Below are 24833 nucleotides of genomic sequence, written 5' to 3' on the forward strand. Positions count from 1 at the left end.
CGCTCCTTGGTATGTCCTATGTGGTTGTGGGTTGGCTGCGGCTGGGGTCACTGCAGCTTGTCGATGTAACGGTTGTTGAGCTCCGCTTCGCGCGTGCGGCGCACCTGCGTGAACTCATTAACGAGGCCTTCGAGCGTGCGCATGCCCACGTTCTCCTGATCGGGCCCCAGCAGGAATTGGCGCGCCTTGTCGGGCGTGTTGGCTTTCACATACGCTTGGGCCTTGCTGACGGCGACGACTCCGGCGACCACACCGAGCCCCACCCAGAACAGACGTTTGAACATCACTCCCCCTTGGCTTCTTCGACGATGACGGAGGCCTTGCCGGCCTTGTTCTTATGCAGGAACGATTGCGCGGTGACCTTCATCGCATAGAACGTGGAGGCCAGCTTGATGACCGGCTTGCCCAGGAACGAGCCGTAGAGGTTGGTCAATGCGCCGACGTTGTTGGCTGTGCTTGACGCGGCGGCCGAGATCTTGTTCACGTCGGTGAGCGACTTGTTGACCTGCTGCACCGTGGTCACGCCCTCATCGAGCGCCGGCAGCGCATGGTCGCCGGTCTCCTTGACGGTGTCGGCGATCTGGTCGAACAGCTTGCCAAGACGGATCAACGGGTAGATCAGGAATCCGGCGAGGATGGCGAAGGCGATCGCCGCGATTAGTCCTGCAATTTCACCAGCACCCATGGATGTGCACCTCTTTCTTGGTCACGGCATACGCCACGACGACTCTTACCCGCATTAGCGTAACCAATCACCCAGACCAGCCAAACTCAACGCTGATTGTATGAGACGACCCGCAGCGCGGAATCAAATGGCTCGCTTGTATCGAAATCGAAGACGGTCACCGAACCGTTCGCGGGCCGTTCGCTCAGGTCGTAGCCGGCCGGCGCAAAGCGTTGCATGAGGCTGAGCAACGTGTTGCCGTGCGATATCTGCAGCACATGGTCGCCGTCGTGCAGGTCCGTGTTGGAGGCGATGAGCGCATACCCGCCGGCGATGCGACGCCAGTATTCGTCATCCGACTCGGCGTCGTGGAACGGGTCGGCCTCCTTGAGGAAGTCGCGTGTGGCCGCCAGTCCGTACTGCGCCACAATCGCCTGATAGGTCGGGGCGCCGTGCGGGCCACCGGCCGCCAGCCATGCCATCGACATGTCCTGGCCTTCGTAATACCCATAGAACTGTTCCCTGAAATGCATGTCAGCCACAAGCGCAGGGCGCCTATGCCCCGCCTGCCCATTGGCGTCGAGGATGCGTTCGGCGGTCGTCTGCGCCCGTGTGGTGTCCGAGCAATAGGCGGCGGCGAGATCGATGCCCGCCAGCAGCGATCCCGCATGGTCGGCGTCGGCGAGGCCGGCTTCGGTGAGCGGCGAATTGGACCACCCTTGCAGGCGGTTGTACCGGTTGAAGAACGTCTGACCGTGGCGGACAAGATGAAGATGAATGATCATGGTTCACGATTATCGCACCGCACCGGCATAATCAATACCATGGCTTCATTTTTTATCCGGTGGCTCGTGCTCACAGTGGCGGCCGCCGTCATGGTGCTGCTGTTGCCCGGCATGCATGCCGTAGGGCACCCGCCCATTCTGGGCATCGCGGCGTTTTCGTTGTTCATGGCGTTGCTCAACGCCTCCATCAAGCCGGTCGTGCAGACGCTGGCGCTGCCGTTCACCATCCTGTCGTTCGGCATCCTCGCGCTCGTGATCAACTGGCTGTTCATGGAACTGGCATCGTGGCTTTCACTGAGCCTGTTCGACGTGGGCGTGACGATCGACGGGTTCTGGTGGGCCACGCTCGGCTCGATCATCATGTCGGTTGTCTCCGGGATCGTCAGCGCCGCGATCGGCTCGTGAGCCGTTCCCCGCTGCCGCACGGTTCCCCACAACCAACGACGCCCCGCAATTTGCGGGGCGTCGTTGTGTATGTCCTTGAACTGTATCAGTACAGTAAGTGGATCCAGATCAGCGGGCGTAGAATTCGACCACGTACTGGATGTTGACCTGAACCGGAATCTCCTCCGCTTCAGGAAGGCGGGTCAGCGTGGCCTTGAGGGAGGCCAGGTTGACGTCGAGATAGCCCGGGACCGGCGGCAGCACATCGCGGTGCGTGCCTTCGGCGGCAATCTGGAACGGCACCATGGTCTGGCTCTTCGGCTTGACCTGGATGGTCTGGCCCGGCTTCACGCGGTAGGACGGGCGGTCGACGATGTTGCCATCCACGAGGATGTGGCGGTGCACCACGAACTGACGGGCCTGTGCGGTGGTGCGGGCGATGCCGGCACGCAGCACGAGGGCGTCGAGGCGGGTCTCGAGATCGGTGAGCATCGCGTTGCCGGTCTGGCCGGCGGTGTGGGTGCCCTTCTCGTACACAGCGCGCAGTTGCTTCTCCGACACGCCGTACTGGGCGCGCAGACGCTGCTTTTCGCGCAGACGGACCGCGTAATCGGATTCGGCGCGGCGGCGGGTGCGGCCATGCTCACCGGGAGCATACGGACGCTTTTCGAAAAGGCGCTGAGCCTTGGGGGTCAGTGCAATGCCGAGGGCGCGCGAAAGACGCACCTGACGGCGGGAACGCTGAACGTTCGTCATGTGTTTGTTCCTTTGGTTGTTCTGTCGTTGTCTGAACGGAACACAACGCCTGCGGCGCTGTGTTGAGCCAGCCTCTCCGATGCTTCGTCGTGCCATACACGAACGGCGCTCATCGCGCCGCCGACCCATCGACGGGCTAAGGCTCCAGACGATGCCGGTCCTGTATGAATCGGCACCAGCAAAGCATTCTACACCGGCCCTATGGACGTGGGCCCGTCAGAGCTTTTCGATTGGCGCCACACGCAGCATGAGCCGCTTGACGCCGCTCGACCCGAAGTCCACGGTGATCACCGAGTTGCGTCCCTTGTCCTGCGCGTCCACCACGGTGCCCAAGCCGAATTTGTCGTGGGTCACCTTGTCACCGACGGCGAAGTCCTCGATGCGCAAGTGGTTGTCGGCCTTCAGCGACGACGCGGGCTGCGCCGGCTGGCGCACCGGAGCCCGGCGCGTGGTGACCTTGCCGGCATGCGCCGCGGATCCACGCACGCCGGACCCGTAGATCGAACGCGACCCGTACGACGACCCACCGAATGCGCCCGAAGCATCGAACTCGTCGTCGTTCCATCCACCGTGTTCGCCGAAGTCATGCGAGGCGTTCGCGCGCCAGCCGGAGCGCATGCGCTCCATGCCCGCCTCCTTGCGCTTCCAGTCGATCAGGTCGGCCGGGATCTCGTCGAGGAACTGGCTCGGCATCATTTCGGCCGACCGCCCCCACTGCGCACGCACGGCGGCGCGCGTGACGAACAGGTGCCGCTTGGCGCGCGTGATGCCCACGTACGCCAGACGGCGTTCCTCGGACAGCTCACTGGTGTCTTCCATGGCGCGCGCATGCGGGAACGTGCCCTGCTCCATGCCCGTCAGGAACACAACCGGGTATTCGAGGCCCTTGGCGGTGTGCAGCGTCATCAGCGTCACCTTGCCGGAATCCTGCGATTCATCGGGCAGCTGGTCGGAATCGGCCACAAGCGCCGTCGTCTCGAGGAACCCGGCGAGCGTCGCGTCCGGCGTGTTCTGCTCGTATTCGGCGGCCACGGACTGCAGCTGCGACAGGTTCTCCACGCGCGACTGGTCCTGCGGGTCCTGCGACTTCTTGAGTTCCTCGAGCAGCCCACTGCGCTCGAGCACCTCGGCCACGATCTGCGATGGCTTCGCATCATGCTCTTGGGCGAATTCGCGCAGTTCCTGCATCATCTGGGCGAAGCGCATGAGCGGGTTGAGCGTGCGCGCCGTCATGCCCTCGATCTGGTCCGCGTGCGCGACGCCGTCCCAGAACGTGCCGCCGATCTGCTGGGCGTACAGGGTGACCTGCGATTCCGCGCGCGCGCCAAGGCCACGCTTGGGCACGTTGAGGATGCGGCGCATATTGATATCGTCCGCCGGGTTCACGATCGCCTGCAGATAGGCGAGCGCGTCCTTCACCTCACGCCGCTCGTAGAACTTCGTGCCGCCGATGAGCTGGTACGGCACGCGCGCCTGGATCAGCCCCTCTTCGAGCGACCTCGACTGCGCGTTCGCGCGGTACATGACGGCGATGTCGCTGTAACGCACGCCGTCGTCCGTGTGCAGGCGCTTGATCTGCGCGGCGATCCAGTGCGCTTCGAGCTGTGCGGTGTCTGCGGCGTATGCGGTGATCCGCTCCCCCGCGCCCGCGGCGGTCCACAGGCGCTTCGGTTTGCGGCCCTCGTTGTGTGCGATGACCGCGTTCGCCGCGTCGAGGATCGTCTGCGTCGAACGGTAGTTCTGCTCGAGCATGATCGTCTTCGCGTTGGGGAAATCCTGTTCGAAATCCTGGATGTTGCGGATGTCAGCTCCGCGGAACGCGTAGATGGACTGGTCGGAATCGCCCACCACGGTGATCCACGCCGGCCCTACGCGCCCTGCGCCGACGGCGCCCATGTCCGCATGTTCGCCGGCGTCCACGCCCGCGAGCTCACGGATGAGCACATACTGCGCATGGTTCGTGTCCTGGTATTCGTCCACGAGAATATAGCGGAACTTGTGGTGGTAGTACTCGGCGACGTCCGGGCACGAGCGCAACAGTTCCACTGTGCGCACGATCAGGTCGTCGAAATCCACGGCGTTCGCCGCGGCGAGCCGGTGCTGGTATTCCGCATAGACGACCGCATACAGTTCCTCCGGATTGCCGATGCGCCCCACACGGTACCCGCGCTGCCCGGGCTTGAAGTCCGGCGCGTACTGGGCGAGCATCTCGCGCGCACTCGTCAGGTTGTTCTTGTAATCCGAGATCCGCGCAAGAATCGAGCGGGGTGTGTAGCGCTTGACATCGAAGTTGAAATCATTGGCGATGAGCTTGATGAGGCGCTCGCAGTCGGCGGTGTCGTAGATGGTGAAGCCGGATTTCAGGCCGATGCGCTCGCCGTCGCGCCGCAGGATGCGCACACACGCGGAATGGAATGTGGAGACCCACATGCGGGAAGCGACCGGCCCGATGAGCGATTCGAGGCGTTCGCGCATCTCCGCTGCCGCTTTGTTGGTGAAGGTGATGGCAAGCACCTGGCTCGGCCATGCGCCGAACTGCGTAAGGATCCAGGCGATGCGGCGGGTGAGCACGCGCGTCTTGCCCGAGCCGGCGCCCGCGCCGATGAGCAGGGCCGGTCCGCGGTATTGGACCGCTTCGGCCTGCTGGGGGTTCAAATCGCCAATCAGCGCCTCTGGTGGTCTGGCGATGACGTCGGGATCTTGCTGCACGTCGCTTCCTTTCGTAACCATGGGACCCGGGAACAGGCCGGCTACCATATCTAGCACACCGATTGGTCACCTCGCGACGGCACGCGTCGGCGCTGTACGCCGTGGTCAGTTGCACGGCGTACAGTGATGCGACATATTCACCCAATAACACGCGCACCATATTGGAGACCCTGTGCCGCCACCGGTGCCGCATTCCCAGATGGAAGGACGCAGATGCTGGAACTTGAGGAACGGATTAGGCAGCAGGGAACGGTCAAGCCGGGCAATGTGCTCAAGGTGGACGCCTTCCTCAACCATCAGTGCGACGTGGCGCTGTTCGACGCCATGGGTGCGGCGTGGGCCCAACATTTCCAAGGCAAGCCGATCACCAAGATCCTGACCATCGAGGCTTCCGGCATCGGCATCGCGTGCGTGGCCGCGCGCCATTTCGACAACGTTCCGGTCGTGTTCGCCAAGAAGGCGCAGTCGATCAACCTCGACGGCGAGCAATACGTGACGCAGGTGTATTCGTTCACCAAGCAGCGTGAGTTCCCCGTGATCGTGGCCAAGAAATTCCTGTCGGCGGCCGACCATGTGCTCATCATCGATGACTTCCTCGCCAACGGCAAGGCGCTTCAGGGGCTCATCGAACTGTGCGAGGACGCCGGCGCCACGGTGGAGGGCATCGGCATCGCCATCGAAAAGGGCTTCCAAGGTGGCGGCGACCGTCTGCGCGAAGCGGGATTCGACATTGATTCACTGGCCATCGTCGAGTCGATGGATGCCGACAACGGCACCGTGACCTTCCGGCACTGACCGCACAGGAGGAGTCCTAAGGTGAAGCAGCACCGCAGTGAGGTCTCGTTCGCCACGCTTTCGTCGCTCGACGCACCCGTCTCGTTCTGGCGCGGCATACCGTTCGGGTTGCAGCATGTGCTCGCCATGTTCGTGGCCAATCTCGCCCCCATCTTCCTCGTGGCGGCAGCAGGCCACATGAGCGCCACCGATTCCGCCCGCATCATCCAGTCCGGCCTGCTTGTGGCGGGCCTGGGCACCTGCCTGCAGCTCTACGGCATATGGCGCATCGGATCGCGCCTGCCGATGGTCACCGGCATCTCGTTCACCTATGTGGCCGCGGCGATCGCCATCGTGGGCCAACAAGGCTATGGGGCCGTGGTGGGCGCGGTACTCGTCGGCGGCCTGCTTGAAGTCGCGTTGGGGCTCACGGCCCAGTATTGGGCGCGGTTCGTGCCCCCGGTGGTGTCCGCCGTGGTGGTCACGTCGATTGGGTTCTCACTGCTTTCCGTGGGCGCCGAAAGCTTCGGCGGCGGCTCGGGCGCACCGGATTTCGGCAGTTGGCAAAATCTCACGCTCGGCACGGTCTCATTGGCCGCCTGCCTCGCGTTCCAGCTGCTCATGAAAGGCGTGGCCAAGCAGCTTTCCGTACTGTTCGGCCTGGTGGTGGGCTACCTGCTGGCACTGTGCCTCGGCAAAGTGGACTTCAGTGGATTCGCGCACCTGCAGGTGGTGAGCCTGCCCACGTTCATGCCCTTCAAGCCGGAATTCGATTGGGGTGCCATCATCTCGATCGGCCTGCTCTACGTCGTCTCATCCGTCGAAGTGCTGGGCGATACCGCGGCACTGACCAAGGTCGGCCTCAACCGCGCCCCCACCAAGAAGGAGACTGCTGGAGCCATCGCCGGCGACGGCCTGATCTCGTCGGTCTCCGGCCTGTTCGGCTGTCTGCCGCTCACCTCGTTCGCCCAGAACATCGGCCTGGTGGCCATGACCAAGGTCGTCAACCGCAAGGTGATTCTCTCGGGCGGCCTGCTGCTCGTGCTCGCGAGCTTCGTGCCGGCCGTGTCCGAGGTCTTCAACTCCATGCCGCAGGCGGTGCTTGGCGGTTGCACGATCATGATGTTCGGCAACATCATCCTCTCGGGCTTCCAGATGATCTCCGACGCCGGCTATACGCAGCGCAACATCACGATCGCCGCGCTTTCCTTGACGATCGGCATCGGCTTCACGCAGGTCTCGGCGATCTTTGTGAACTTCCCGCCGCTGTTCCAGTCGATTTTCGCGCACAACTGCATCGCAGTGGCGTTCGTGGTGGCCGTGGTGCTCAATCTGCTGTTGCCCGGCGAAGAACGCTTCCTCGCCACCCCCGACCAGCGCCGCTAACGCAATCCAATGCCACACAAAGCATATTGGGCACGAACACAATCACACAACAACTACTCACCGGAGAGCGCGCGCTGTTCCAGGCGCAGGACCTTGCCATCCGGGACTGCGTGTTCGAGAACGGCGAATCACCGCTCAAGGAATCCCGCGGCATTACCTTCGAGAATTGCACCATAGAGAGTCTGCAGGGGCTGTGCTATGTCGATGGACTCACCATGCGCGACTGCCGCCTCATCAACACCACGCGCGCCTTCGAATACTGCACCGACATCGACGCGCAGAGCACCACGCGAATCGACGGCATCGTCAATCCCACCTCGGTAATCATCCGCGCGCCGCAATTCGGCGAGATCGTGCAGAACGACCCCGCAATCGACCGGTCGCAGATCACCATTGTGGAAACGGAGTGAACGACATGGACATCAACGAACGCATACCGGCATTCGACGACGCGGTGGACCGCACCTCGATCTGTTCGATGAAATGGGACGTGGCCGAAGGCGAACTGCCGATGTGGGTGGCGGACATGGATTTCGCCACGGCACCGTGCATTGTCGAGGCGCTACGCCAGCGGGTATCGAACGGAACATTCGGCTACACCGACGTGCCTCCCACCTGGAACGCGGCGGTCGCGCAGTGGTGGGGCACACGGTACGGCATGAGCGTCGAGCAAAGCCACATCACCTTCACCACCGGTGTGATCCCGGCCATTTCCTCGCTGGTGCGCTCGCTGACGAACGTCGCGGAGAAAGTCGTCATCCAGCCGCCCGTCTACAACATCTTCACGAATTCGATTGTCAACAACGGCCGCCGTGTGCTGAACAACCCCCTGCGGTACGTCGACGGCGCGTACAGCATGGACTTCGCCGACCTCGAGCGCAAACTCTCCGACCCGCTCACCCGACTGATGATCCTATGCAACCCGCAGAATCCGAGCGGCAATGTCTGGAGCGCCGACGACCTCGCCCGTATCGGTGAGCTCTGCGCACGCCATGACGTCACGGTCATCTCCGACGAGGTACACTGCGACATCGTGCGCCCCGGCATGGTGCATACGCCGTTCGCCGCGGTCAATGATCTCAACCGCTCGATCTGCGTGACCTGTTCCTCCCCGTCGAAAGCATTCAATGTGGCGGGACTGCAGTCCGCCTACTTCATCTGCGACGATGAGGGAATCCGTGCACGCGCGGTACGCGGCGTCAACACCGACGAAGTCGCTGAACCGAACGATTTCGCGGTGTTCTCGACAATCGCCGCCTATACGCAGGGCGCGGCATGGCTCGAGCAGCTGCGCCGTGTGGTGCAACGCAACAAAGACCACGTCATGGAACGGCTCAAACGGGATTGCCCAGGCCTGATACGCATGGTGCCGTCAGACGCCACCTATCTCGCATGGATTGACTGCAGTGGTCTCCTCGAGCACACCGGAGAGCGCACCGCGGAACGGCTCTGCACGTATCTGCGCGAACATACAGGGCTCGTGCTTTCCTACGGCGGCATCTACGGGGCCAACGGCGAGCGCTTCCTACGCATGAATCTCGGCACGCGCGCTGATCTCGTCATCGATGGCACGGCGCGTCTGATCGACGGCACGCACGGCTACCTCAACGCCTGACCGCGCACAAACAGCCACAGGCGAACCCTATCAGTCGAAATCCGGCTCGTACTTCTTCTTCGCATAATGGACGACGATCCATTTGATGACGAAGGTCATGCCGAGTGTGACGGCGAGGGGAATCCAGAAATACGAGGTTCGTAGCGTCGGCAGGAAGTACAGTGCGAGTGCGCCGAGCACTCCGAGGATGGTCGCGAAGCTTGTCAGTGATGTGGAGAAGTCACACAGCCTCTTCTCCGCAAGCCGTGTTTCGCGGCGTTCGTCGGACTCCTGGGTGCCGAGCTCATAGATGTTGATAAGGCGCAACGCCTTGAAATTGTAGAGGAAGAGGTTCGTGCGGACACCCATGACGAACCCATAGATGTAGAGCCAGCATCCTATTGCGAGACTCGTACGGGACAGTCCGGCGACGAATTCCCCCGGCCAACGCGCACCCCAATGGAGAATCGCCGCATGCACGCCGATGATGACCACCGTTGCAAGGATCGCGCACAACACGCACATCTCCCATCCCTGCCTGCGGGCACGGGGCGTATAGAACTGTTCGATGCGCCTGAACGCACGGCGGTAGTCGTCATGGTCCTCCGCCACGTGCTTCAGTATCGTGTAACCGATGAGCACGCCGATAATCTCGATGATGAACGATTCCGGATGCCGTTGCACTTCCGGCAGTTCCACGATCTCATGTGTCATGAGTCCGATAAGGCGGTCGACCCCTTTGACAATCTCCTCGACGTCCGCTGTGTTGCGTTCCGGCAACAGCGCGAAGAACCGGCCGGCTGCGAAGCCGAGGATGATGATGGCCACGCCGGTCGCGATCCTGCGTGCGCGTCTGCGGGCGTGCATGTCGTAGCCGAAATAGTCGCCATGCGCGGCGATCTCCTGCAGTCTTGATTCCTTCGATACCGCGGCGGCCAAGCCGTCCCTGTCCGTGCTCATTGGTCACACCCCATCCGTGTTCGTTCCATACTCGTCTCGATTCACATGCCAGGCATTGCCGATTCCGCATCGCCTCTTTGCCGACCAGCGTAGTCCGGAGCTTTCGCGCATGCCCCACATGCTCGCTGTCAGCGTTGCGTCCCTTCCGTGCCAACGGCCCCAAGACCACACCAAACTGCGCGGTCCCGCGATGTGCAAAAAGTCGGTTTTCCGCGCCGTATTCCCATATATCTCCATAGGAGAATCAATTCCAGCTGTCATAGAATCGCATCGAGTCCCACGACGATGCAAGGAGAATCATGAAGGCAGCGGTATTGGACCGGTATGACCGCCAGGGAGCCACACTGCAGGTACGCGACATACCCAATCCGACGATAGGACCGGACGACGTCCTCGTGCGTGTGACGTTCGCGGGCGTCAATCCACTGGACAACATGATTGTGCGCGGCGAGGTGAAGCTCATCGTGCCGTACCGCACGCCACTGACGATGGGCAACGAGTTCGTCGGCGTGGTGGAGAGGACCGGAACACGGGTCACGCGATTCTCTGAGGGCGAGCGTGTATATGGGCGCATGCCGTTGGATGCCATCGGCGCGTTCGCGCAGTTCGTATCCATCCCCCAATCGGCGCTCGCGGCGACTCCGGAGTACATGAGCGACGAGGAGGCGGCCTGCGTGCCGTTGACGGCGTTGACCGCATGGCAGGCATACGAACTCATGCATGTGGCCGAAGGCGGACGCCTGTTCATCTCCGGGGCGACGGGAAGCCTGGGCGCGATGGCGGTGCCGATCGCACGCGACCTGGGCCTCGAGGTGTCCGTCAGCGGTGGCGCCTCCGGCCGGCGGCGCATGCTCGACATGGGCGTGGCGACCTTCGTCGACTACAAGACGCAGGACTACGCCACGATGCTGTCGGGCATGGACTACGTGCTCGATACGGTGGGTGACCGTGAGATCGGCAAGGAGCTGGGCATCCTCAAACGGGGCGGCACCCTGGTCTCGTTGCGCGGCACGCCGAATGGCGCGTTCGCCAGGCGCATCGGATTGCCTTGGTACAAGCGCGTCCTGTTCGACGCGGCCGGCATGAGGAACGACCGTCTGGCTCACAGGCGTGCCCAACGCTATGAGTTCATCTTCGTGCATGCCGACGGTGCCGGCCTCGACAGGGTCTCGCGCATGTTCGAGCGCCACGAAGTGCATCCGACCGTCAACGATGTCTATGATCTGGCACAGGTCAACGACGCCATGGAGCGCGTGCGTCGCGGCGGCTCGAACGGCAAGACGCTACTGCGTATCGGCTGAGCGTCCCCGCGGGGAATCATCCATTGCACACCCCCATATGCACATACCGTCGTGTGCCGTCCATTTCCATGCTAACGGCATTGCGTTCCGCTTACGCCCGCAGCTTGGCACCGCACGGGGCAATCAGGTTCCCCACCGTATTCATGGACCGGGGGCAGGGCCCTCGTCCATTTGCGCATCACCGCCCAAGGGTGGATCGGCACGGACTTCGGTGGTGCGCCGGCAGAGTGGCAAACGGGTAGAATATGAACGTCCGGGTCCGAACCGTCGGGGAATGAGGAATCATGGTGGATGAATACACGCGACAGGCGCTGGCATCGATGCCGAAATGCGAACTGCATCTGCATATCGAGGGAACGCTTGAACCACAGCTGGCGCTTACGTTGGCCGAGCGCAATGGCGTCGCGCTACCTTGGACGAACATCGACGAGCTCAAGGCCCAGTACGAATTCGAGGATCTGCAGTCGTTCCTCAACCTCTATTATGCGCTGATGAAGACGTTGAAGACAGAGGAGGATTTCAAGGACCTCATGCTCGCCTATCTCACACGGGCGAACGCGAACGGGGTCAGGCATGCGGAGATCTTCTTCGATCCGCAGGTGCATGTGTGCACGAATGGACTGGGGTTCAACACGGTGCTCGACGGCCTGCTGGAGGGCATGGCGATCGGACGCGAGCGTTTCGGCATCACCGGCGGCCTGATCCTGAGCATCGTGCGCGACATGGATATCGATTCGGCGAACATGATTCTCGATCTGGCACAGCCACGGAAAGCCGAGATCCTCGGCATCGGCCTGGATTCGGCGGAAGTCGGGCATCCACCGGCACGATTCGTCGACCAGTTCGCGCGTGCAAGGCGGTTTGGCTGGCATTGCGTGGCTCATGCCGGTGAGGAGGGCCCTGCCGCGTATATCCGTGATGCGCTCGATCTGCTGCATGCCGAGCGCATCGACCATGGCATTCACATCCAAGACGACACGGAGTTGCTGGAGCGTGTGGCGCGCGATGGCGTTCCGCTCACCTGCTGCCCGCTGTCGAACCTCAGGCTGCAGGTCGTGCACGACATGCGCGAGCATCCGATTCCCCGATTCCTTGACGAAGGGGTCATGTGCACGATCAATTCGGACGATCCCGCGTATTTCGGCGGCTATGTTGCCGCGAACTACACCGCGCTCGTCTCCATCGGCATGTCGATGGAGACGTTGGCGGCGCTCGCCGGCAACTCGATCGACGCGTCGTTCGCTCCGGAAGCTCGCAAAACGCAGCTCCATGCGGAACTCGCCACATGGCGAACGAGGCACGGGCTCTGATTATTCCTCTGCACCCACATCGATGAACGATCCCATATGGTGCATCAATGCGGATGCAGACGTGTCAACGTCGTCTCATGCGGCCCTGCGCCAAGCACCAATACCTTATCCGCCCATAAGGCGGAAGGCCGCACGGAGACATCCCCGCCATGCGGCCTTCAATGTGGCATAGCTGCATTGCGGTCACCCGACCACGGTTCTCCGGGTGAAGGCATACCGGACGAAACAGGTACCAGACGCAATCAGGAGGCATGCGATGGTGAGGGTGTCGGAGATTTCAAACTCCGGTTCACCAAGCATATGCGACAGGATGAGGTTGATGACGATTTCGAGCAAGGCCGCCAGCACGCAGGCCGCACCCCATGCAACAAGCCGACGGCGGCCATCGCATATCCGGAAGATGACAACCACCGCCCATAGGAACACAATCGCCGGAATCGCGGTCGCCGCGCCGATGGACAGTACCCGCCCCTCATTCAGCAGATGACTGAGCACAAACAGGTATGGAATCGTGAGCACCGTCAACGCGCCCAAGCCAACATATACTCCCCTGCCACCCATGCGCATCGCCGGCACGATGACCGCCCACGCATAAAGGATGGAACTGACGGGAATCCACGACCAAGTGAGTGCCCCTGATATGGACAGATCGCAGATCAGGCATATCAGTATGCCCACAAGCATCAACGCGGAAAGCGCGATCGCCGTGACACGGTTCCAACGCACGGCGCGTTCGTCTTCGCGCTGCAACGCGAGCAGGTTCTCATCGGCCTTCTCCTCGATCTCCTCTTTCGTCAGCTCCTCCCCGCTGAGCAGTTCGTTCACCGTGATTCCCAGTATGTCGCATAACGGCAACATGATGGATGCGTCCGGCATGCTCTTGCCGGTCTCCCATTTTGAGACCGCCCGGTCGGTGATGTTCAGCTTCTGCGCCAACTGCAGCTGGGTCAGGTTCTTCGCCTTGCGTCGTGTGGCGATGAACGCGCCGATTGTTGTCTGATTCATCGTCTTCGCTCCTTTCGCCCTTCACGCTACAGGCAGCATCGGCGACAAGGCGCGATCCCACCCATGTTTCGACTGAACCGTTGGTTGAATTGTGGAACTCAACCAATGGTTGAGTCCGGATTCGCACGCCCTTTGGCGGGCGTTACCGCCATCAGCCAGCTGCACGCATGTCCATGCACAATGCAGCCGAGCGCTCCCGGACAGTTTCGTCAATCATATCTGACAAATTCATCTACATCACTATGAATAACAGTTATATCTTACATTTATGCAATATTATGTTAAACTGTCAGATACAACTGACATTTTGAACAAACAGAGACCACACACATGAAACAGTACATCGACCGACCACAGTATATGGATCTGCTCGAATCCCATCTCGACTCCGAGCAGGTCAAAGTGCTACAGGGCATTCGTAGGTGCGGAAAGTCGAGTCTGCTCGAAATGCTCCGCACGCGTCTGCTCGAACGCGGGATTCCGGAACGGAATATCTATCGCAAGCGTTTCGATGAATTCGGACTCCCCCTCGCATTCACCGCAGAACAGCTCATCTCAGAGCTACAGCACATGCTGAGCCAGTCAGATGATTCGAAGATGCGCTATGTCTTCCTGGACGAAATCCAAGAGGTGCATGACTGGCCAAAGGTGGTGCGCGGACTGCACACGCTGGACAATGTCGACGTGTATATCACCGGTTCGAACGCACATCTGCTCTCAACAGACCTTGCGACCGCACTAGCCGGCAGAACAGTGACCATCGACGTGCATCCGCTCTCGTTCAAGGAATACCTTGCATTCACGCGCGCACTGTTCGAAACCCGTGCGAACCTCTCCCATGATGAACTGTTCGCGGATTACGTTCGTTTCGGAGGCATGCCCACACTCTTCGCACTGCGAGAATTCTCCGAGGATGGGATCGCCCGCGAACTCGAGTCGGTATACAACACCGTCATTCTGCGCGACGTCGCCCAGCATCTGCAGATTCGTGACATTCCTTTGCTCAATCGCCTTGTCACCTATCTTTTCTCGACATCGGGAAATCTCTTTTCCGCTCGAAAAATCGTCGGAGCGCTCATGAGCGGCGGCCGAAAGACTTCGGTCGAGACCATCGAGACATACATCGACGGCCTCACGCGCGCATTCATCCTGTTCGCGACCGTGCAGTTCGGCCTCCAAGGAAAGGATCTGCTGAATCCACTTCGCAAGTTCTATGTCGAGGATTCAGGATTACGCAACATCGCAAGCGGCTTCTCCTCGCAGAATTACGGATTCCAATTGGAGAACATCGTCGCGAATGAACTGCGCAGGCGTGGATATGATGTGCGCGTCGGGAGCCTGCGGAGAGGTGAGGTCGATTTCATTGCACAACAATTCGACAAGAGAATCTACATTCAAGTCACCGAGACGATGCTCGACGACACCACCCGTGCACGGGAACTCGCCCCTTTGCAATCACTGGCGGATTCATTCCCGAAAATCGTGCTTACGCTTGACAGATTCCACCTCGGCATGACCTCCGACGGTATCGAGATCCGCAACATCGTCGATTGGCTGCTCGATTCGTGAGCGTTGCCGGAGGCAACCACACACCCACTTCCCCGCACACTACAGCCATTGGATGAAGGCGGTCTTGTCAGTGCTGTTATAGCCGGCATGACGGTAGAAATCGAGCGTCTTCGGATCATGGGAACCGGTGAGCAGCATCATCTTGTAACAACCGGCCTGCCGTGCGAGCGCCTTCGCATGGTCGAGGCATGCGGTCGCATAACCACGGCCACGCGCGTCGGCGCGCGTCACGACGTTCTCAACGAACGCATATGGACGTACGCCACGCGTCAGATTCGGAATGATGACGCATACGCATGAGGAGACGATGTCCCCATCGTGCTCACATACGATGAGATGGTGGTCGGGATCGGCGAGGATGCGCTCCCACGTGTCACGCAGATGCCCGTTGTGTTCCGGAACCGATTGCTCGTGCAGGTCGAGGTACAGCTCGAGCAATGCGTCAAGGTCCCTTTCGTGTGCTTCCCTGATATCCGTCATGCCCCGTCTCCTTCATCATCATGCCCGCCTTCTGTATGACCGCCCATATTATCGCATCACGCGACGGCGCATCCATGCCGGCTCATGACCGTGGCGGATTCCTACGAACAAGAACGCCTTTCATATTCTCCGTCTCATTGTGCACACCGAAGATGAGCCGCTTCTCTTCCTCGGTGCAATCGATCAGGACCTTGATCTCCGAATCCCGCTTCACCAGATCCACCACGCAGATGATCGCATCGATGCCGCACGTTCCCGTCCCCACCCAGACGTCGATTCCGTCCCCATCCATCGATGTCGTATCGCGCAGATACCCATAATCAACCGGATAGATGGAATCGGGGTACCGCGGATGACTTGTACCCCTTGGCCTATCGATCACTATCGTCGATGTGGCGGCCAACCCATCCAGGATCCTCCAGAACCCATCATCCTCCATCGCATCAGTATTCTGTTGGCCCTTCGCGCTACAGGCAGCATTGCCGGCGAGGCGAGGTTCCATCAATGTTTCGGATGAACCATTGGCTGAATTGTGGGACCCGGCCACAGGCTGAGTCCGGATATGTCCCTGCGTAATGCAGGCGAGCGCTTGCGCCATCTCTTCCCGTGACATGAGCGTATGGATGCACACACCGCGATGTGCGGCGGCATAGTCCAGTGCGGCAATCATCTGTGGACGTCGCTGGGTGGGAAAGTCGATGATGCACCGCCGGAACTCCTCATCGAATTCACACTCGGCCCACGGCATGTCCTCGCGTTGCGCACCGATACGATGCTCGACGCCCGCAAGACATACGTCGGTAGGGATATCAAGGAAGAACACGGTGTCGCAATGGTCGAGACGCTGCGGCAACGTCCGGATGTAATTCCCGTCGACGATCCATGCGTCCTGTTCGAGGATCGCCTGCAGTCGTGCGTCGAATTCCTCACGCGTGACGGTCGTGCGGTCTGGTTTATGCCACAGCATGTCCAGATAGTACAACGGCAGTCCGGTCACATCACGCAACCGGCGCGCGAATGTGCTTTTGCCAGCTCCAGGGCATCCAATGACAAGTACGCGTCTCATATCCCCCTACTATGCCATGGCCTTTTGTCCATCTCCGCCCCCATGCAGGCGGCATGCGTCCACTCCCTACATGAGTCGATTCACGGTATGCCTCTTCCACACGAACGAGGAATACGCAAGCCCAAAGCCATTTGCACCATACGGCTGCTACCATGAAGCTGAAAATCACCAGGAACAGGAGACGCGCCATCAACGAACCTTCCTTCTACCAACTTCTTCAGATTGACGCCCATGGGCTATGGGCGAAGGTGAGGACGACCACAGAACCGCGGAAAAAGACGCGTCTCATCTTCGCCATGTCAGTCAGGAGCATCCTGCTCGTCTCCTTCGCCATCGTGTTCATCGGCGGGCTGTCGGCGGTGTTCGACCCCGAGAACTCCGGACTGGCCGTGGCGGGGTTCTGCATCCTGCTCGGCATCAAGCATGTTCCCTATGGATACCGTGCCGCCGACAGCGTTATCGCGCTGGGGCTCGTATTGGCTGCCATGGTCTGCGGAGGTCTGGCGGCCCAGTCATGGCCGCCCGTTCCCTGCCTGATGGTGAACCTCCTGCTCATCGCCCTCATCCTGGTGCTCGTCGCCGACGATCCTCGAATGGGCAACGCCGGGATTTATGTGTTCGGATACCTGTTCGTAAGCCAGACGCCCGTGGAGGGGACGGCGCTTGCGAGCCGGTGCGTGCTGGCGCTACTGTTATGGCTGGCCTGCGGCGCCGTACTCCTGCACAAGCACCACGGGAAGTTTCAGGATGTTCGACTGCATGACATGTTGGCCAAATTCAATGCATCCAGCGCAAAGGGACTCTGGCGGATCAGGCTGTCCGCAGGGGTGGCTGTGGCCTTGCTCATCGGGGAACTTGCGGGACTGCCCCGAGGTGTATGGGTGGGCTATGCCTGCATGTCGGTGCTTCTCCCCTTCGGCGAAGCGGGAGCAAGCCTGCCGATGCGAGGACTGCAGCGCATAGGCGGGGTTGTCGTCGGGTCGCTGCTCTATGCCGGATTCTCGCTTGCGGTGCCTCCCGGGTCCCGCATCCTGTTCGGCCCCATCGCAGGCATCTGCATGGGATTCTCCACCAAGTACATGGTGAACAACGCCCTCAATTGCTTCGGTGCCCTCCTGCTTGCCGAGAGCATTTACGGAGTCGCCGGGTCCGTGACGTTGCGGATCGTCGACAACATGATCGGTGTGCTCTTCGCGATATGCTGCACCGTGCTGTTCTCGCTTCTGGAACGCCATGTCTCCCCCGGCGAGGCACCGGCAACCAACAGCACTAAGCCGTTAACGCATATATAATCCCTTTCCAGACAGCGCGCGCGCATTCATCCCAGAAGAAAAGGCCTGCCGAAAGCACTTCGGCAGGCCTCGTCATGCGGAGCACAATCCTTAAGGCAATCGGTTCATGCGATTTCTCATGGAACAGACTCAATCATGCTCAATGGAAGGCAACGCAAAGCGTTCCCGGACCAGAGTGGCACACTCACTCCCATTCAATAGTCGCCGGCGGCTTCGACGTGCAATCGAGCACGACGCGATTGATCTGACGGCATTCGTTCGTAATGCGCGTCGAGATCGTGGCAAGCACGTCGTACGGCACACGCGACCAGTCAGCGGTCATCGCATCCTCGGAGCTCACTGGGCGCAGCACGATAGGCATGCCATACGTGCGTTCGTCACCCTGCACGCCCACCGAATGCACATCTGCGAGCAGTACGACCGGGCACTGCCAGATGTCACGGTCCAGACCGGCCTTCGACAGTTCCTCGCGGGCGATCGCGTCGGCATCGCGCAGCACATCCAGACGTTCCTTGGTGATCTCGCCGATGATGCGGATGCCGAGGCCCGGGCCCGGGAACGGCTGACGCCAGACAATTTCGTCGGGCAGTCCCAGTTCGGTGCCGATCGCGCGCACTTCATCCTTGAACAACGAACGCAGCGGTTCGATGAGTTCGAACTTGAGGTCGTCTGGCAGACCACCCACGTTATGATGCGACTTGATGTTGGCCGCGCCATCGCCACCGCCGGACTCCACGACATCTGGATACAACGTACCCTGCACGAGGAACCTCACCTCCTTGCCCTCGCTGCCGGCGGCCTCGATGACCTGACGCTGTGCCTTCTCGAATGTGCGGATGAACTTCTCACCGATGATCTTGCGCTTCGTTTCGGGGTCGGACACGCCCTTGAGGGCATCGAGGAAGTCCGCGGACGCGTCCACGGCGATCAGCCGGATGCCTGTCGCCGCCACGAAGTCATGCTTGACCTGCTCGGCCTCGCCCTTGCGCAGCAGGCCATGGTCCACGAACACGCAGGTGAGCTGATCGCCGACCGCACGGTGCACAAGCGCTGCGGCGACGGCGGAATCGACGCCGCCGGACAGGCCGCAGATGACCTGTGCATCGCCGACTTGCTCGCGGATCTTCTTGACCTGGTCGTCGATGATGTTCGCGGCGTCCCAGTCACGGCCGATGCCCGCGCAATCATGCAGGAAACGCTCGATGAGTTCCTGCCCCCGCGGCGTGTGTTTGACCTCCGGATGCCACTGCACGCCATACAGCTTGCGCATCGGGTCCTGCATGGCCGCGACCGGAGCGCCCTCGGTGTGGGCAAGCACCGTGAAACCTTCGGGAGCCTCCTTGACCGCCACACCGTGGCTCATCCACGTGGTCTGGTCCTGCGGAGAGCCGGCGAGGATGCCAGCCGGATCGTCGATGACCGTTGCGGTCTTGCCATATTCACCCAGCGCCGCCTTGTCCACGTCACCGCCGAGTTCGTGCGCCATCACCTGGAATCCATAGCAGATGCCAAGCACCGGTACACCAGCCTCGAACACCTTCTTGTCGATGGACGGGGCGCCGGGCTCGAACACCGAAGCGGGACCGCCGGAGAGGATGATCGCCTGCGGGTCCTTGGCGAGCATCTCCTCGACCGGCATGGAATGCGGCACCAACTCCGAATAGACGTTGGCCTCGCGCACGCGACGGGCGATCAATTGCGCGTATTGGGCGCCGAAATCAACGACGAGTACAGGCCCTTGTGCCATAAGTTGAACCCCTTAAATACATAGGTATGTTGTGGCGTGTAATTGACATACTCCATTGTGGGCGTGCAAGTAGACAACGCCATGCCCACATGGGGCCGCCCGGGGTGGCGCAGTGGCCGAAGCGGCCCCATTGCCCGCAATGTGCGGTTTATCGCAACACGCCGCCACACATTGCGCCCAATCGAACGGCGCCAATCACGCACATATCCTTGCAATCATTGCTATTGCAGCGTTCCACAAGAATTGAGCGGCGATTCGGGAATGCACAATTCACATGGTCAAGTTTTCAAAAGAGGTAAGAAATATCACATTCTCGCACACACATGCCCAAAAAGAAGCAAAAAGTCAGAGAGTTCACGTAACATGATTCTCGATTGGACACGGGGTTCCTCCCCAGTGGGAGGACATGCGGATCCCGTGGCCACATTGGAACAAACAATCGCACATATTGTGCAGGAGTACAGGAGTACACATGACAAATCCTGTTATTGGCACCCCGTGGCAGAAGCTGGATCGTCCGGTTTCCGAAGAAGCCATCGAAGGCATGGACAAGTACTGGCGCGTCACCAACTACATGTCCATCGGCCAGATCTATCTGCGTAGCAACCCGCTGATGAAGGAGCCCTTCACCCGCGACGATGTGAAGCACCGCCTGGTCGGCCACTGGGGCACCACCCCGGGCCTGAACTTCCTTCTCGCCCACATCAACCGCCTCATCGCTGACCACCAGCAGAACACCGTGTTCATCATGGGCCCGGGCCACGGTGGCCCGGCTGGTACCGCTCAGTCTTACGTTGACGGCACGTACACCGAGTACTACCCGAATATCACCAAGGACGAAGCTGGCCTGCAGAAGTTCTTCCGCCAGTTCTCCTACCCGGGCGGCATCCCGTCGCACTTCGCCCCGGAGACCCCGGGCTCGATCCACGAAGGTGGCGAGCTTGGCTACGCGCTCTCCCACGCGTACGGCGCTGTGATGAACAACCCGAGCCTGTTCGTGCCGTGCATCATCGGCGACGGCGAGGCCGAGACCGGCCCGCTCGCCACCGGCTGGCAGTCCAACAAGCTCGTCAACCCGCGCACCGACGGCATCGTGCTGCCGATCCTGCACCTCAACGGTTACAAGATCGCCAACCCGACCATCCTCGCCCGTATCTCCGACGAAGAGCTGCATGACTTCTTCCGCGGCATGGGCTACCACCCGTACGAGTTCGTCGCCGGCTTCGACAACGAGGATCACATGTCGATCCACCGTCGTTTCGCCGAGCTGTTCGAGACGATCTTCGACGAGATCTGCGACATCAAGGCCGCGGCCCAGACCGACGACATGACCCGTCCGTTCTACCCGATGCTCATCTTCCGCACCCCGAAGGGCTGGACCTGCCCGAAGTTCATCGACGGCAAGAAGACCGAAGGCTCCTGGCGTGCGCACCAGGTCCCGCTGGCTTCCGCCCGCGACACCGAAGAGCACTTCGAAGTCCTCAAGGGCTGGATGGAATCCTACAAGCCGGAAGAGCTCTTCAACGCCGACGGCTCCATCAAGGATGACGTCACCGAGTTCATGCCGAAGGGCGAGCTGCGCATCGGCGCCAACCCGAACGCCAACGGCGGTGTCATCCGCGAGGATCTCAAGCTCCCTGAGCTCGATCAGTATGAGGTCACCGGCGTCAAGGAGTACGGCCATGGCTGGGGCCAGGTCGAGGCTCCGCGTTCCCTCGGTGCATACTGCCGCGACATCATCAAGAACAACCCGGATTCGTTCCGTATCTTCGGACCGGACGAGACCGCATCCAACCGCCTCAACGCGACCTATGAGGTCACCAAGAAGCAGTGGGACAACGGCTACCTCTCCGGCCTCGTCGACGAGAACATGGCCGTCACCGGCCAGGTCACCGAGCAGCTCTCCGAGCATCAGTGCGAAGGCTTCCTCGAGGCCTACCTGCTCACTGGCCGTCACGGCATCTGGAGCTCCTACGAGTCCTTCGTGCATGTGATCGACTCGATGCTGAACCAGCATGCGAAGTGGCTCGAGGCCACCGTCCGTGAGATCCCGTGGCGCAAGCCGATCTCCTCGGTCAACCTCCTCGTCTCCTCGCACGTGTGGCGTCAGGATCACAACGGCTTCTCGCATCAGGACCCGGGTGTCACCTCGGTCCTGATCAACAAGACGTTCAACAACGATCACGTGACGAACATCTACTTCGCGACCGATGCGAACATGCTGCTCGCCATCTCCGAGAAGTGCTTCAAGTCCACCAACAAGATCAACGCGATCTTCGCGGGCAAGCAGCCTGCTCCGACGTGGCTCACCCTCGATGAGGCCCGTGCCGAGCTCGAAGCCGGCGCCGCCGAGTGGAAGTGGGCTTCCAACGCCGAGAACAACGATGAGGTCCAGGTCGTCCTCACCGCCGCTGGCGACGTTCCGACCCAGGAGATCATGGCCGCTTCCGACGCCCTCAACAAGATGGGCATCAAGTTCAAGGTCGTCAACGTTGTTGACCTCCTGAAGCTGCAGTCCCGCGAGAACAACGACGAGGCCCTCACGGACGAAGAGTTCACCGATCTCTTCACCGCCGACAAGCCGGTCCTGTTCGCGTACCACTCCTATGCCCAGGACGTTCGTGGCCTTATCTACGACCGTCCGAACCACGACAACTTCAACGTTGTCGGCTACAAGGAGCAGGGCTCCACGACCACGCCGTTCGACATGGTCCGCGTCAACGACATGGATCGCTACGCGCTCCAGGCCGCTGCCCTCAAGATGATCGACGCCGACAAGTATGCCGACAAGATCGACGAGCTCAACGCGTTCCGCAAGAAGGCGTTCCAGTTCGCAGTCGACAATGGCTACGACATCCCGGAGTTCACCGACTGGGTCTACCCGGACGTCAAGGTCGACGAGACGCAGATGCTCTCCGCGACCGCGGCGACCGCAGGCGACAACGAGTGAGCCTAAGGGGTAACGCTTCCCGGTAATCAGCATACAGGGAATCAGGGCGTGTGGAAATTCGTTTCCACACGCCCTTTTCATATCATCTGAGCATGCGTCCCCGGTCACAGGTGCGACCCGTGACCGGGTGAATTGCCACGTGACCGCCAATGCGTACAATGGAAGAGTGCGTGCCTTTCCCCCGCACGCGCAGCCATGCACCACCCCGCATGCACGCAACGTAGCATGCATCATAAGGAGTCATTGTGAGCCTCAAGAATGTGAGCATCATCAGTCCCGAGCCCGGCAATGGACGCAACGTAGTCGCGCTCGGTCTCATTGCCCTGCTCGCCAAGACCAATGTCACGAGTGTGTTCCGCCCCGCCGTCTCGTGCAAGGAGACCTTCACCGACACGCTGCTCGACTATGCGAACGCGCACCAGACCCGCGAGCAGGCCATCGGCGTCACCTTGCGCGACGCGCGCATCAACAAGCAGAGCGCCCGCGCGCAAATCGTCAGCAAATTCATCGACACGAACGCCCAGCTCAATCCCGAAGTGCGCGTGATCGTCGGCAGCGACCGCAATGGCGTGGGCGACCCGGAACGATTCAGCTTCAACGCCGACGTCTCCGCCGACCTGCAGGCGCCGGTGTTGTTGACCGTCTGCACGCTGCACCGCACCCCCCAGCAGGTGCATGAGACGATTGAGGCATGCACCGAGGTCATCGTCAACGCCGGCACCAAGGTCATCGGCGTGTTCATCACCGGCTGTGACGAGAACCAGTGCACCTCACTGCGCACCTATTTCAATGATTACGATGTACCCGTCTGGACGGTGCCGTTCCTCGACCTCGAGGAGAGCGCCACCCCCAACGACGCCATTGGCTCTTTTGCCGCACATGTGCCGGCAGATGAACTGCTGCACACCCTGGACTCCCCCTTCGTGCCACCGACCACCCCGTATGCCTTCCAATACGACATCCTCGCGCGCGCCAAGAAGAACCGCAAGACGATCGTACTGCCCGAAGGCACTGACGACCGCATCATCACCGCCGCGAACTACCTGCTCGAATCGAATGTGGTCGACATCGTGATCATCGGCGAGCGCGACGAGATCCTCGAGCGCGGCAAGAAGCTCGACCTCAAGTCGCTCGACAAAGCACGCTTCCAGTCGATGGAGGACGAGCAGCTGCTCACTGAGATGATCGACAAGCTGTGCGAGTTGCGTGCCAAGAAGGGCATGACCCCTGATGTGGCCCGCAAGACCTTGCGCGACCCGAATTATTTCGGCACGATGCTCGTGGTGCTCGGACAGGCCGACGGCCTTGTCTCCGGCGCCATCAGTTCGACCGCCAACACGGTGCGCCCGGCCCTGCAGCTCATCAAGATGAAGCCCGGCACCAAATCCGTCTCCGGTGCGTTCCTCATGTGCCTCAAAGACCATGTGTCCGTGTTCGCCGACTGCGCCATCAACCTCGATCCCGATCCGGAGCAGCTCGCCGACATCGCGTTGCAGTCCGCCCAGACCGCCAAGGCGTTCTCGATCGAACCGCGTGTGGGCATGCTCTCCTACTCCACCCTCGGTTCCGGCAAGGGCCCGGATGTCGACCTGGTCGTTCAGGCCACGTCGATCGTGCGTGAGAAGAACCCCGACCTGGCGCTTGTGGGCCCGATCCAGTTCGATGCCGCATGGTCGCCGGATGTGGCCAAGGTCAAGGCGCCCGGCGATCCCATCGCCGGCCGTGTCTCTGTGTTCGTGTTCCCCGACCTCGATTCGGGCAACATCTGCTACAAGGCCGTGCAGCGCTCCTCCGGCGCCGTGGCCATCGGCCCGATCCTGCAAGGACTCAACAAGCCGGTGAACGACCTGAGCCGAGGCGCGCTGGTGCAGGACATCATCAACACGATCGCGCTCACCGCCATCGAAGCCCAGCAGAACGACTGAGGTACACCACACAACCATGAACACGATGCGGGCGTTGTGGCTCCACTTCCCTATGGATCAGAGCCACAACGCCCGCATTGTGTCGTCCGTCATCTTTTTGTAGCAAACGGCGAGTACCCTGTACTTCTGGAAAGCCGCAACAGCGGTGAACACAAAACACCAATGGAGGATGCCCA

21 protein-coding genes are annotated in these 24833 nt (G+C 61.0%); 11 read left to right on the forward strand and 10 right to left on the reverse strand.

Annotated elements, in window-relative coordinates; translation table 11 throughout:
* Positions 1–47 precede the first annotated feature (47 nt).
* From PG2093B_RS05030 to PG2093B_RS05040, 3 genes are all read right to left on the reverse strand, one after another.
* Entirely contained in the window at positions 48–284 is a 237-nt protein-coding gene (locus PG2093B_RS05030; protein ID WP_026643158.1) for a hypothetical protein, read from the reverse strand.
* On the reverse strand, positions 284–685 hold the full coding sequence (locus PG2093B_RS05035; protein ID WP_129897549.1) for a DUF948 domain-containing protein: 402 nt from the start codon (positions 683–685) through the stop codon (positions 284–286). The genes PG2093B_RS05030 and PG2093B_RS05035 overlap by 1 nt, the downstream gene beginning before the upstream one ends.
* Positions 686–771: 86 nt before the next feature.
* The gene (locus tag PG2093B_RS05040) at positions 772–1449 is read right to left on the reverse strand and encodes a histidine phosphatase family protein (RefSeq protein WP_129897550.1); all 678 of its coding nucleotides are present in this window, start codon (positions 1447–1449) and stop codon (positions 772–774) included.
* 39 nt (positions 1450–1488) lie between these two features.
* On the opposite strand from PG2093B_RS05040, the gene PG2093B_RS05045 reads away from it, so the two are divergent.
* A complete protein-coding gene (locus tag PG2093B_RS05045; protein WP_129897551.1) occupies positions 1489–1854 on the forward strand; it encodes a phage holin family protein in 366 nt (121 codons plus the stop codon).
* Between the two features lie 108 nt (positions 1855–1962).
* Here the strand turns inward: PG2093B_RS05045 and rpsD are convergent, their stop codons facing one another.
* Positions 1963–2589 (reverse strand): 30S ribosomal protein S4, encoded by a 627-nt coding sequence (rpsD, locus tag PG2093B_RS05050; protein WP_022857629.1) that lies wholly within the window; start codon positions 2587–2589, stop codon positions 1963–1965.
* A 216-nt stretch (positions 2590–2805) separates the two neighbouring features.
* On the reverse strand, positions 2806–5298 hold the full coding sequence (locus PG2093B_RS05055) for a UvrD-helicase domain-containing protein (RefSeq protein ID WP_129897552.1): 2493 nt from the start codon (positions 5296–5298) through the stop codon (positions 2806–2808).
* 213 nt (positions 5299–5511) lie between these two features.
* On the opposite strand from PG2093B_RS05055, the gene PG2093B_RS05060 reads away from it, so the two are divergent.
* Genes PG2093B_RS05060 through PG2093B_RS05075 form a run of 4 tightly spaced genes read left to right on the forward strand, consistent with a single transcriptional unit; the run spans position 5512 to position 9073 of the window.
* Positions 5512–6093 carry a xanthine phosphoribosyltransferase gene (locus tag PG2093B_RS05060; RefSeq protein ID WP_129897553.1) on the forward strand — a complete coding sequence of 194 codons (582 nt, stop codon included), beginning with the start codon at positions 5512–5514 and terminating at the stop codon, positions 6091–6093.
* 21 nt (positions 6094–6114) lie between these two features.
* Positions 6115–7458, forward strand: coding sequence for a nucleobase:cation symporter-2 family protein (locus PG2093B_RS05065; protein WP_129897554.1), 1344 nt, complete (start codon positions 6115–6117; stop codon positions 7456–7458).
* 26 nt (positions 7459–7484) lie between these two features.
* The gene (locus PG2093B_RS05070) at positions 7485–7868 is read left to right on the forward strand and encodes a DUF3737 family protein (RefSeq protein ID WP_242502826.1); all 384 of its coding nucleotides are present in this window, start codon (positions 7485–7487) and stop codon (positions 7866–7868) included.
* A 5-nt stretch (positions 7869–7873) separates the two neighbouring features.
* Entirely contained in the window at positions 7874–9073 is a 1200-nt protein-coding gene (locus tag PG2093B_RS05075; RefSeq protein WP_129897555.1) for a MalY/PatB family protein, read from the forward strand.
* 30 nt (positions 9074–9103) lie between these two features.
* Here PG2093B_RS05075 and PG2093B_RS05080 read toward each other — a convergent pair whose 3' ends face one another.
* Entirely contained in the window at positions 9104–10012 is a 909-nt protein-coding gene (locus PG2093B_RS05080) for a transcriptional regulator (protein ID WP_242502827.1), read from the reverse strand.
* 299 nt (positions 10013–10311) lie between these two features.
* Between PG2093B_RS05080 and PG2093B_RS05085 the strand changes: the two genes are divergently transcribed.
* Both PG2093B_RS05085 and PG2093B_RS05090 read left to right on the forward strand, forming a co-directional pair.
* Entirely contained in the window at positions 10312–11313 is a 1002-nt protein-coding gene (locus tag PG2093B_RS05085; RefSeq protein ID WP_129897556.1) for an NADP-dependent oxidoreductase, read from the forward strand.
* A gap of 284 nt (positions 11314–11597) precedes the next feature.
* Positions 11598–12623 (forward strand): adenosine deaminase, encoded by a 1026-nt coding sequence (locus PG2093B_RS05090; RefSeq protein ID WP_129897557.1) that lies wholly within the window; start codon positions 11598–11600, stop codon positions 12621–12623.
* 183 nt (positions 12624–12806) lie between these two features.
* On the opposite strand, the gene PG2093B_RS05095 is transcribed toward PG2093B_RS05090, so the two are convergent.
* Positions 12807–13628, reverse strand: a complete 822-nt coding sequence (locus tag PG2093B_RS05095) for a helix-turn-helix domain-containing protein (protein ID WP_129897558.1) — start codon at positions 13626–13628, stop codon at positions 12807–12809.
* A gap of 360 nt (positions 13629–13988) precedes the next feature.
* On the opposite strand from PG2093B_RS05095, the gene PG2093B_RS05100 reads away from it, so the two are divergent.
* Positions 13989–15197 carry an ATP-binding protein gene (locus tag PG2093B_RS05100; RefSeq protein ID WP_242502828.1) on the forward strand — a complete coding sequence of 403 codons (1209 nt, stop codon included), beginning with the start codon at positions 13989–13991 and terminating at the stop codon, positions 15195–15197.
* A gap of 39 nt (positions 15198–15236) precedes the next feature.
* Here PG2093B_RS05100 and PG2093B_RS05105 read toward each other — a convergent pair whose 3' ends face one another.
* A complete protein-coding gene (locus tag PG2093B_RS05105) occupies positions 15237–15677 on the reverse strand; it encodes a GNAT family N-acetyltransferase (RefSeq protein ID WP_129897560.1) in 441 nt (146 codons plus the stop codon).
* A gap of 82 nt (positions 15678–15759) precedes the next feature.
* Complete coding sequence (locus PG2093B_RS09070; RefSeq protein WP_242502829.1) at positions 15760–16683, reverse strand: hypothetical protein; 924 nt, start codon at positions 16681–16683, stop codon at positions 15760–15762.
* A gap of 212 nt (positions 16684–16895) precedes the next feature.
* Here PG2093B_RS09070 and PG2093B_RS05120 point away from each other — a divergent pair, with 212 nt between their 5' ends.
* A complete protein-coding gene (locus tag PG2093B_RS05120) occupies positions 16896–18035 on the forward strand; it encodes an FUSC family protein (RefSeq protein WP_129897561.1) in 1140 nt (379 codons plus the stop codon).
* A gap of 184 nt (positions 18036–18219) precedes the next feature.
* On the opposite strand, the gene guaA is transcribed toward PG2093B_RS05120, so the two are convergent.
* Positions 18220–19782, reverse strand: a complete 1563-nt coding sequence (guaA, locus tag PG2093B_RS05125; RefSeq protein ID WP_129897562.1) for a glutamine-hydrolyzing GMP synthase — start codon at positions 19780–19782, stop codon at positions 18220–18222.
* Between the two features lie 472 nt (positions 19783–20254).
* On the opposite strand from guaA, the gene PG2093B_RS05130 reads away from it, so the two are divergent.
* Complete coding sequence (locus PG2093B_RS05130) at positions 20255–22732, forward strand: phosphoketolase (protein WP_129897563.1); 2478 nt, start codon at positions 20255–20257, stop codon at positions 22730–22732.
* A 245-nt stretch (positions 22733–22977) separates the two neighbouring features.
* Positions 22978–24657 carry a phosphate acetyltransferase gene (gene pta, locus PG2093B_RS05135; RefSeq protein WP_129897564.1) on the forward strand — a complete coding sequence of 560 codons (1680 nt, stop codon included), beginning with the start codon at positions 22978–22980 and terminating at the stop codon, positions 24655–24657.
* Positions 24658–24833 lie beyond the last annotated feature (176 nt).

This window comes from Bifidobacterium pseudolongum subsp. globosum, from assembly GCF_004155535.1.
GTDB classification, from domain to species: domain Bacteria; phylum Actinomycetota; class Actinomycetes; order Actinomycetales; family Bifidobacteriaceae; genus Bifidobacterium; species Bifidobacterium pseudolongum_C.

Bases quoted from the DNA above. Each gene is read 5' to 3' on its own strand.
- PG2093B_RS05120 (WP_129897561.1), top strand. From the start codon at position 16,896: ATGAAGCTGAAAATCACCAGGAACAGGAGACGCGCCATCAACGAACCT.
- PG2093B_RS05130 (WP_129897563.1), top strand. From the start codon at position 20,255: ATGACAAATCCTGTTATTGGCACCCCGTGGCAGAAGCTGGATCGTCCG.
- PG2093B_RS05085 (WP_129897556.1), top strand. From the start codon at position 10,312: ATGAAGGCAGCGGTATTGGACCGGTATGACCGCCAGGGAGCCACACTG.
- PG2093B_RS05060 (WP_129897553.1), top strand. From the start codon at position 5,512: ATGCTGGAACTTGAGGAACGGATTAGGCAGCAGGGAACGGTCAAGCCG.
- guaA (WP_129897562.1), bottom strand. From the start codon at position 19,782: ATGGCACAAGGGCCTGTACTCGTCGTTGATTTCGGCGCCCAATACGCG.
- PG2093B_RS05100 (WP_242502828.1), top strand. From the start codon at position 13,989: ATGGATCTGCTCGAATCCCATCTCGACTCCGAGCAGGTCAAAGTGCTA.
- PG2093B_RS05030 (WP_026643158.1), bottom strand. From the start codon at position 284: ATGTTCAAACGTCTGTTCTGGGTGGGGCTCGGTGTGGTCGCCGGAGTC.
- rpsD (WP_022857629.1), bottom strand. From the start codon at position 2,589: ATGACGAACGTTCAGCGTTCCCGCCGTCAGGTGCGTCTTTCGCGCGCC.
- PG2093B_RS05040 (WP_129897550.1), bottom strand. From the start codon at position 1,449: ATGATCATTCATCTTCATCTTGTCCGCCACGGTCAGACGTTCTTCAAC.
- PG2093B_RS05035 (WP_129897549.1), bottom strand. From the start codon at position 685: ATGGGTGCTGGTGAAATTGCAGGACTAATCGCGGCGATCGCCTTCGCC.
- PG2093B_RS05080 (WP_242502827.1), bottom strand. From the start codon at position 10,012: ATGAGCACGGACAGGGACGGCTTGGCCGCCGCGGTATCGAAGGAATCA.
- PG2093B_RS05095 (WP_129897558.1), bottom strand. From the start codon at position 13,628: ATGAATCAGACAACAATCGGCGCGTTCATCGCCACACGACGCAAGGCG.
- PG2093B_RS05045 (WP_129897551.1), top strand. From the start codon at position 1,489: ATGGCTTCATTTTTTATCCGGTGGCTCGTGCTCACAGTGGCGGCCGCC.
- PG2093B_RS05105 (WP_129897560.1), bottom strand. From the start codon at position 15,677: ATGACGGATATCAGGGAAGCACACGAAAGGGACCTTGACGCATTGCTC.
- PG2093B_RS05090 (WP_129897557.1), top strand. From the start codon at position 11,598: ATGGTGGATGAATACACGCGACAGGCGCTGGCATCGATGCCGAAATGC.
- PG2093B_RS05075 (WP_129897555.1), top strand. From the start codon at position 7,874: ATGGACATCAACGAACGCATACCGGCATTCGACGACGCGGTGGACCGC.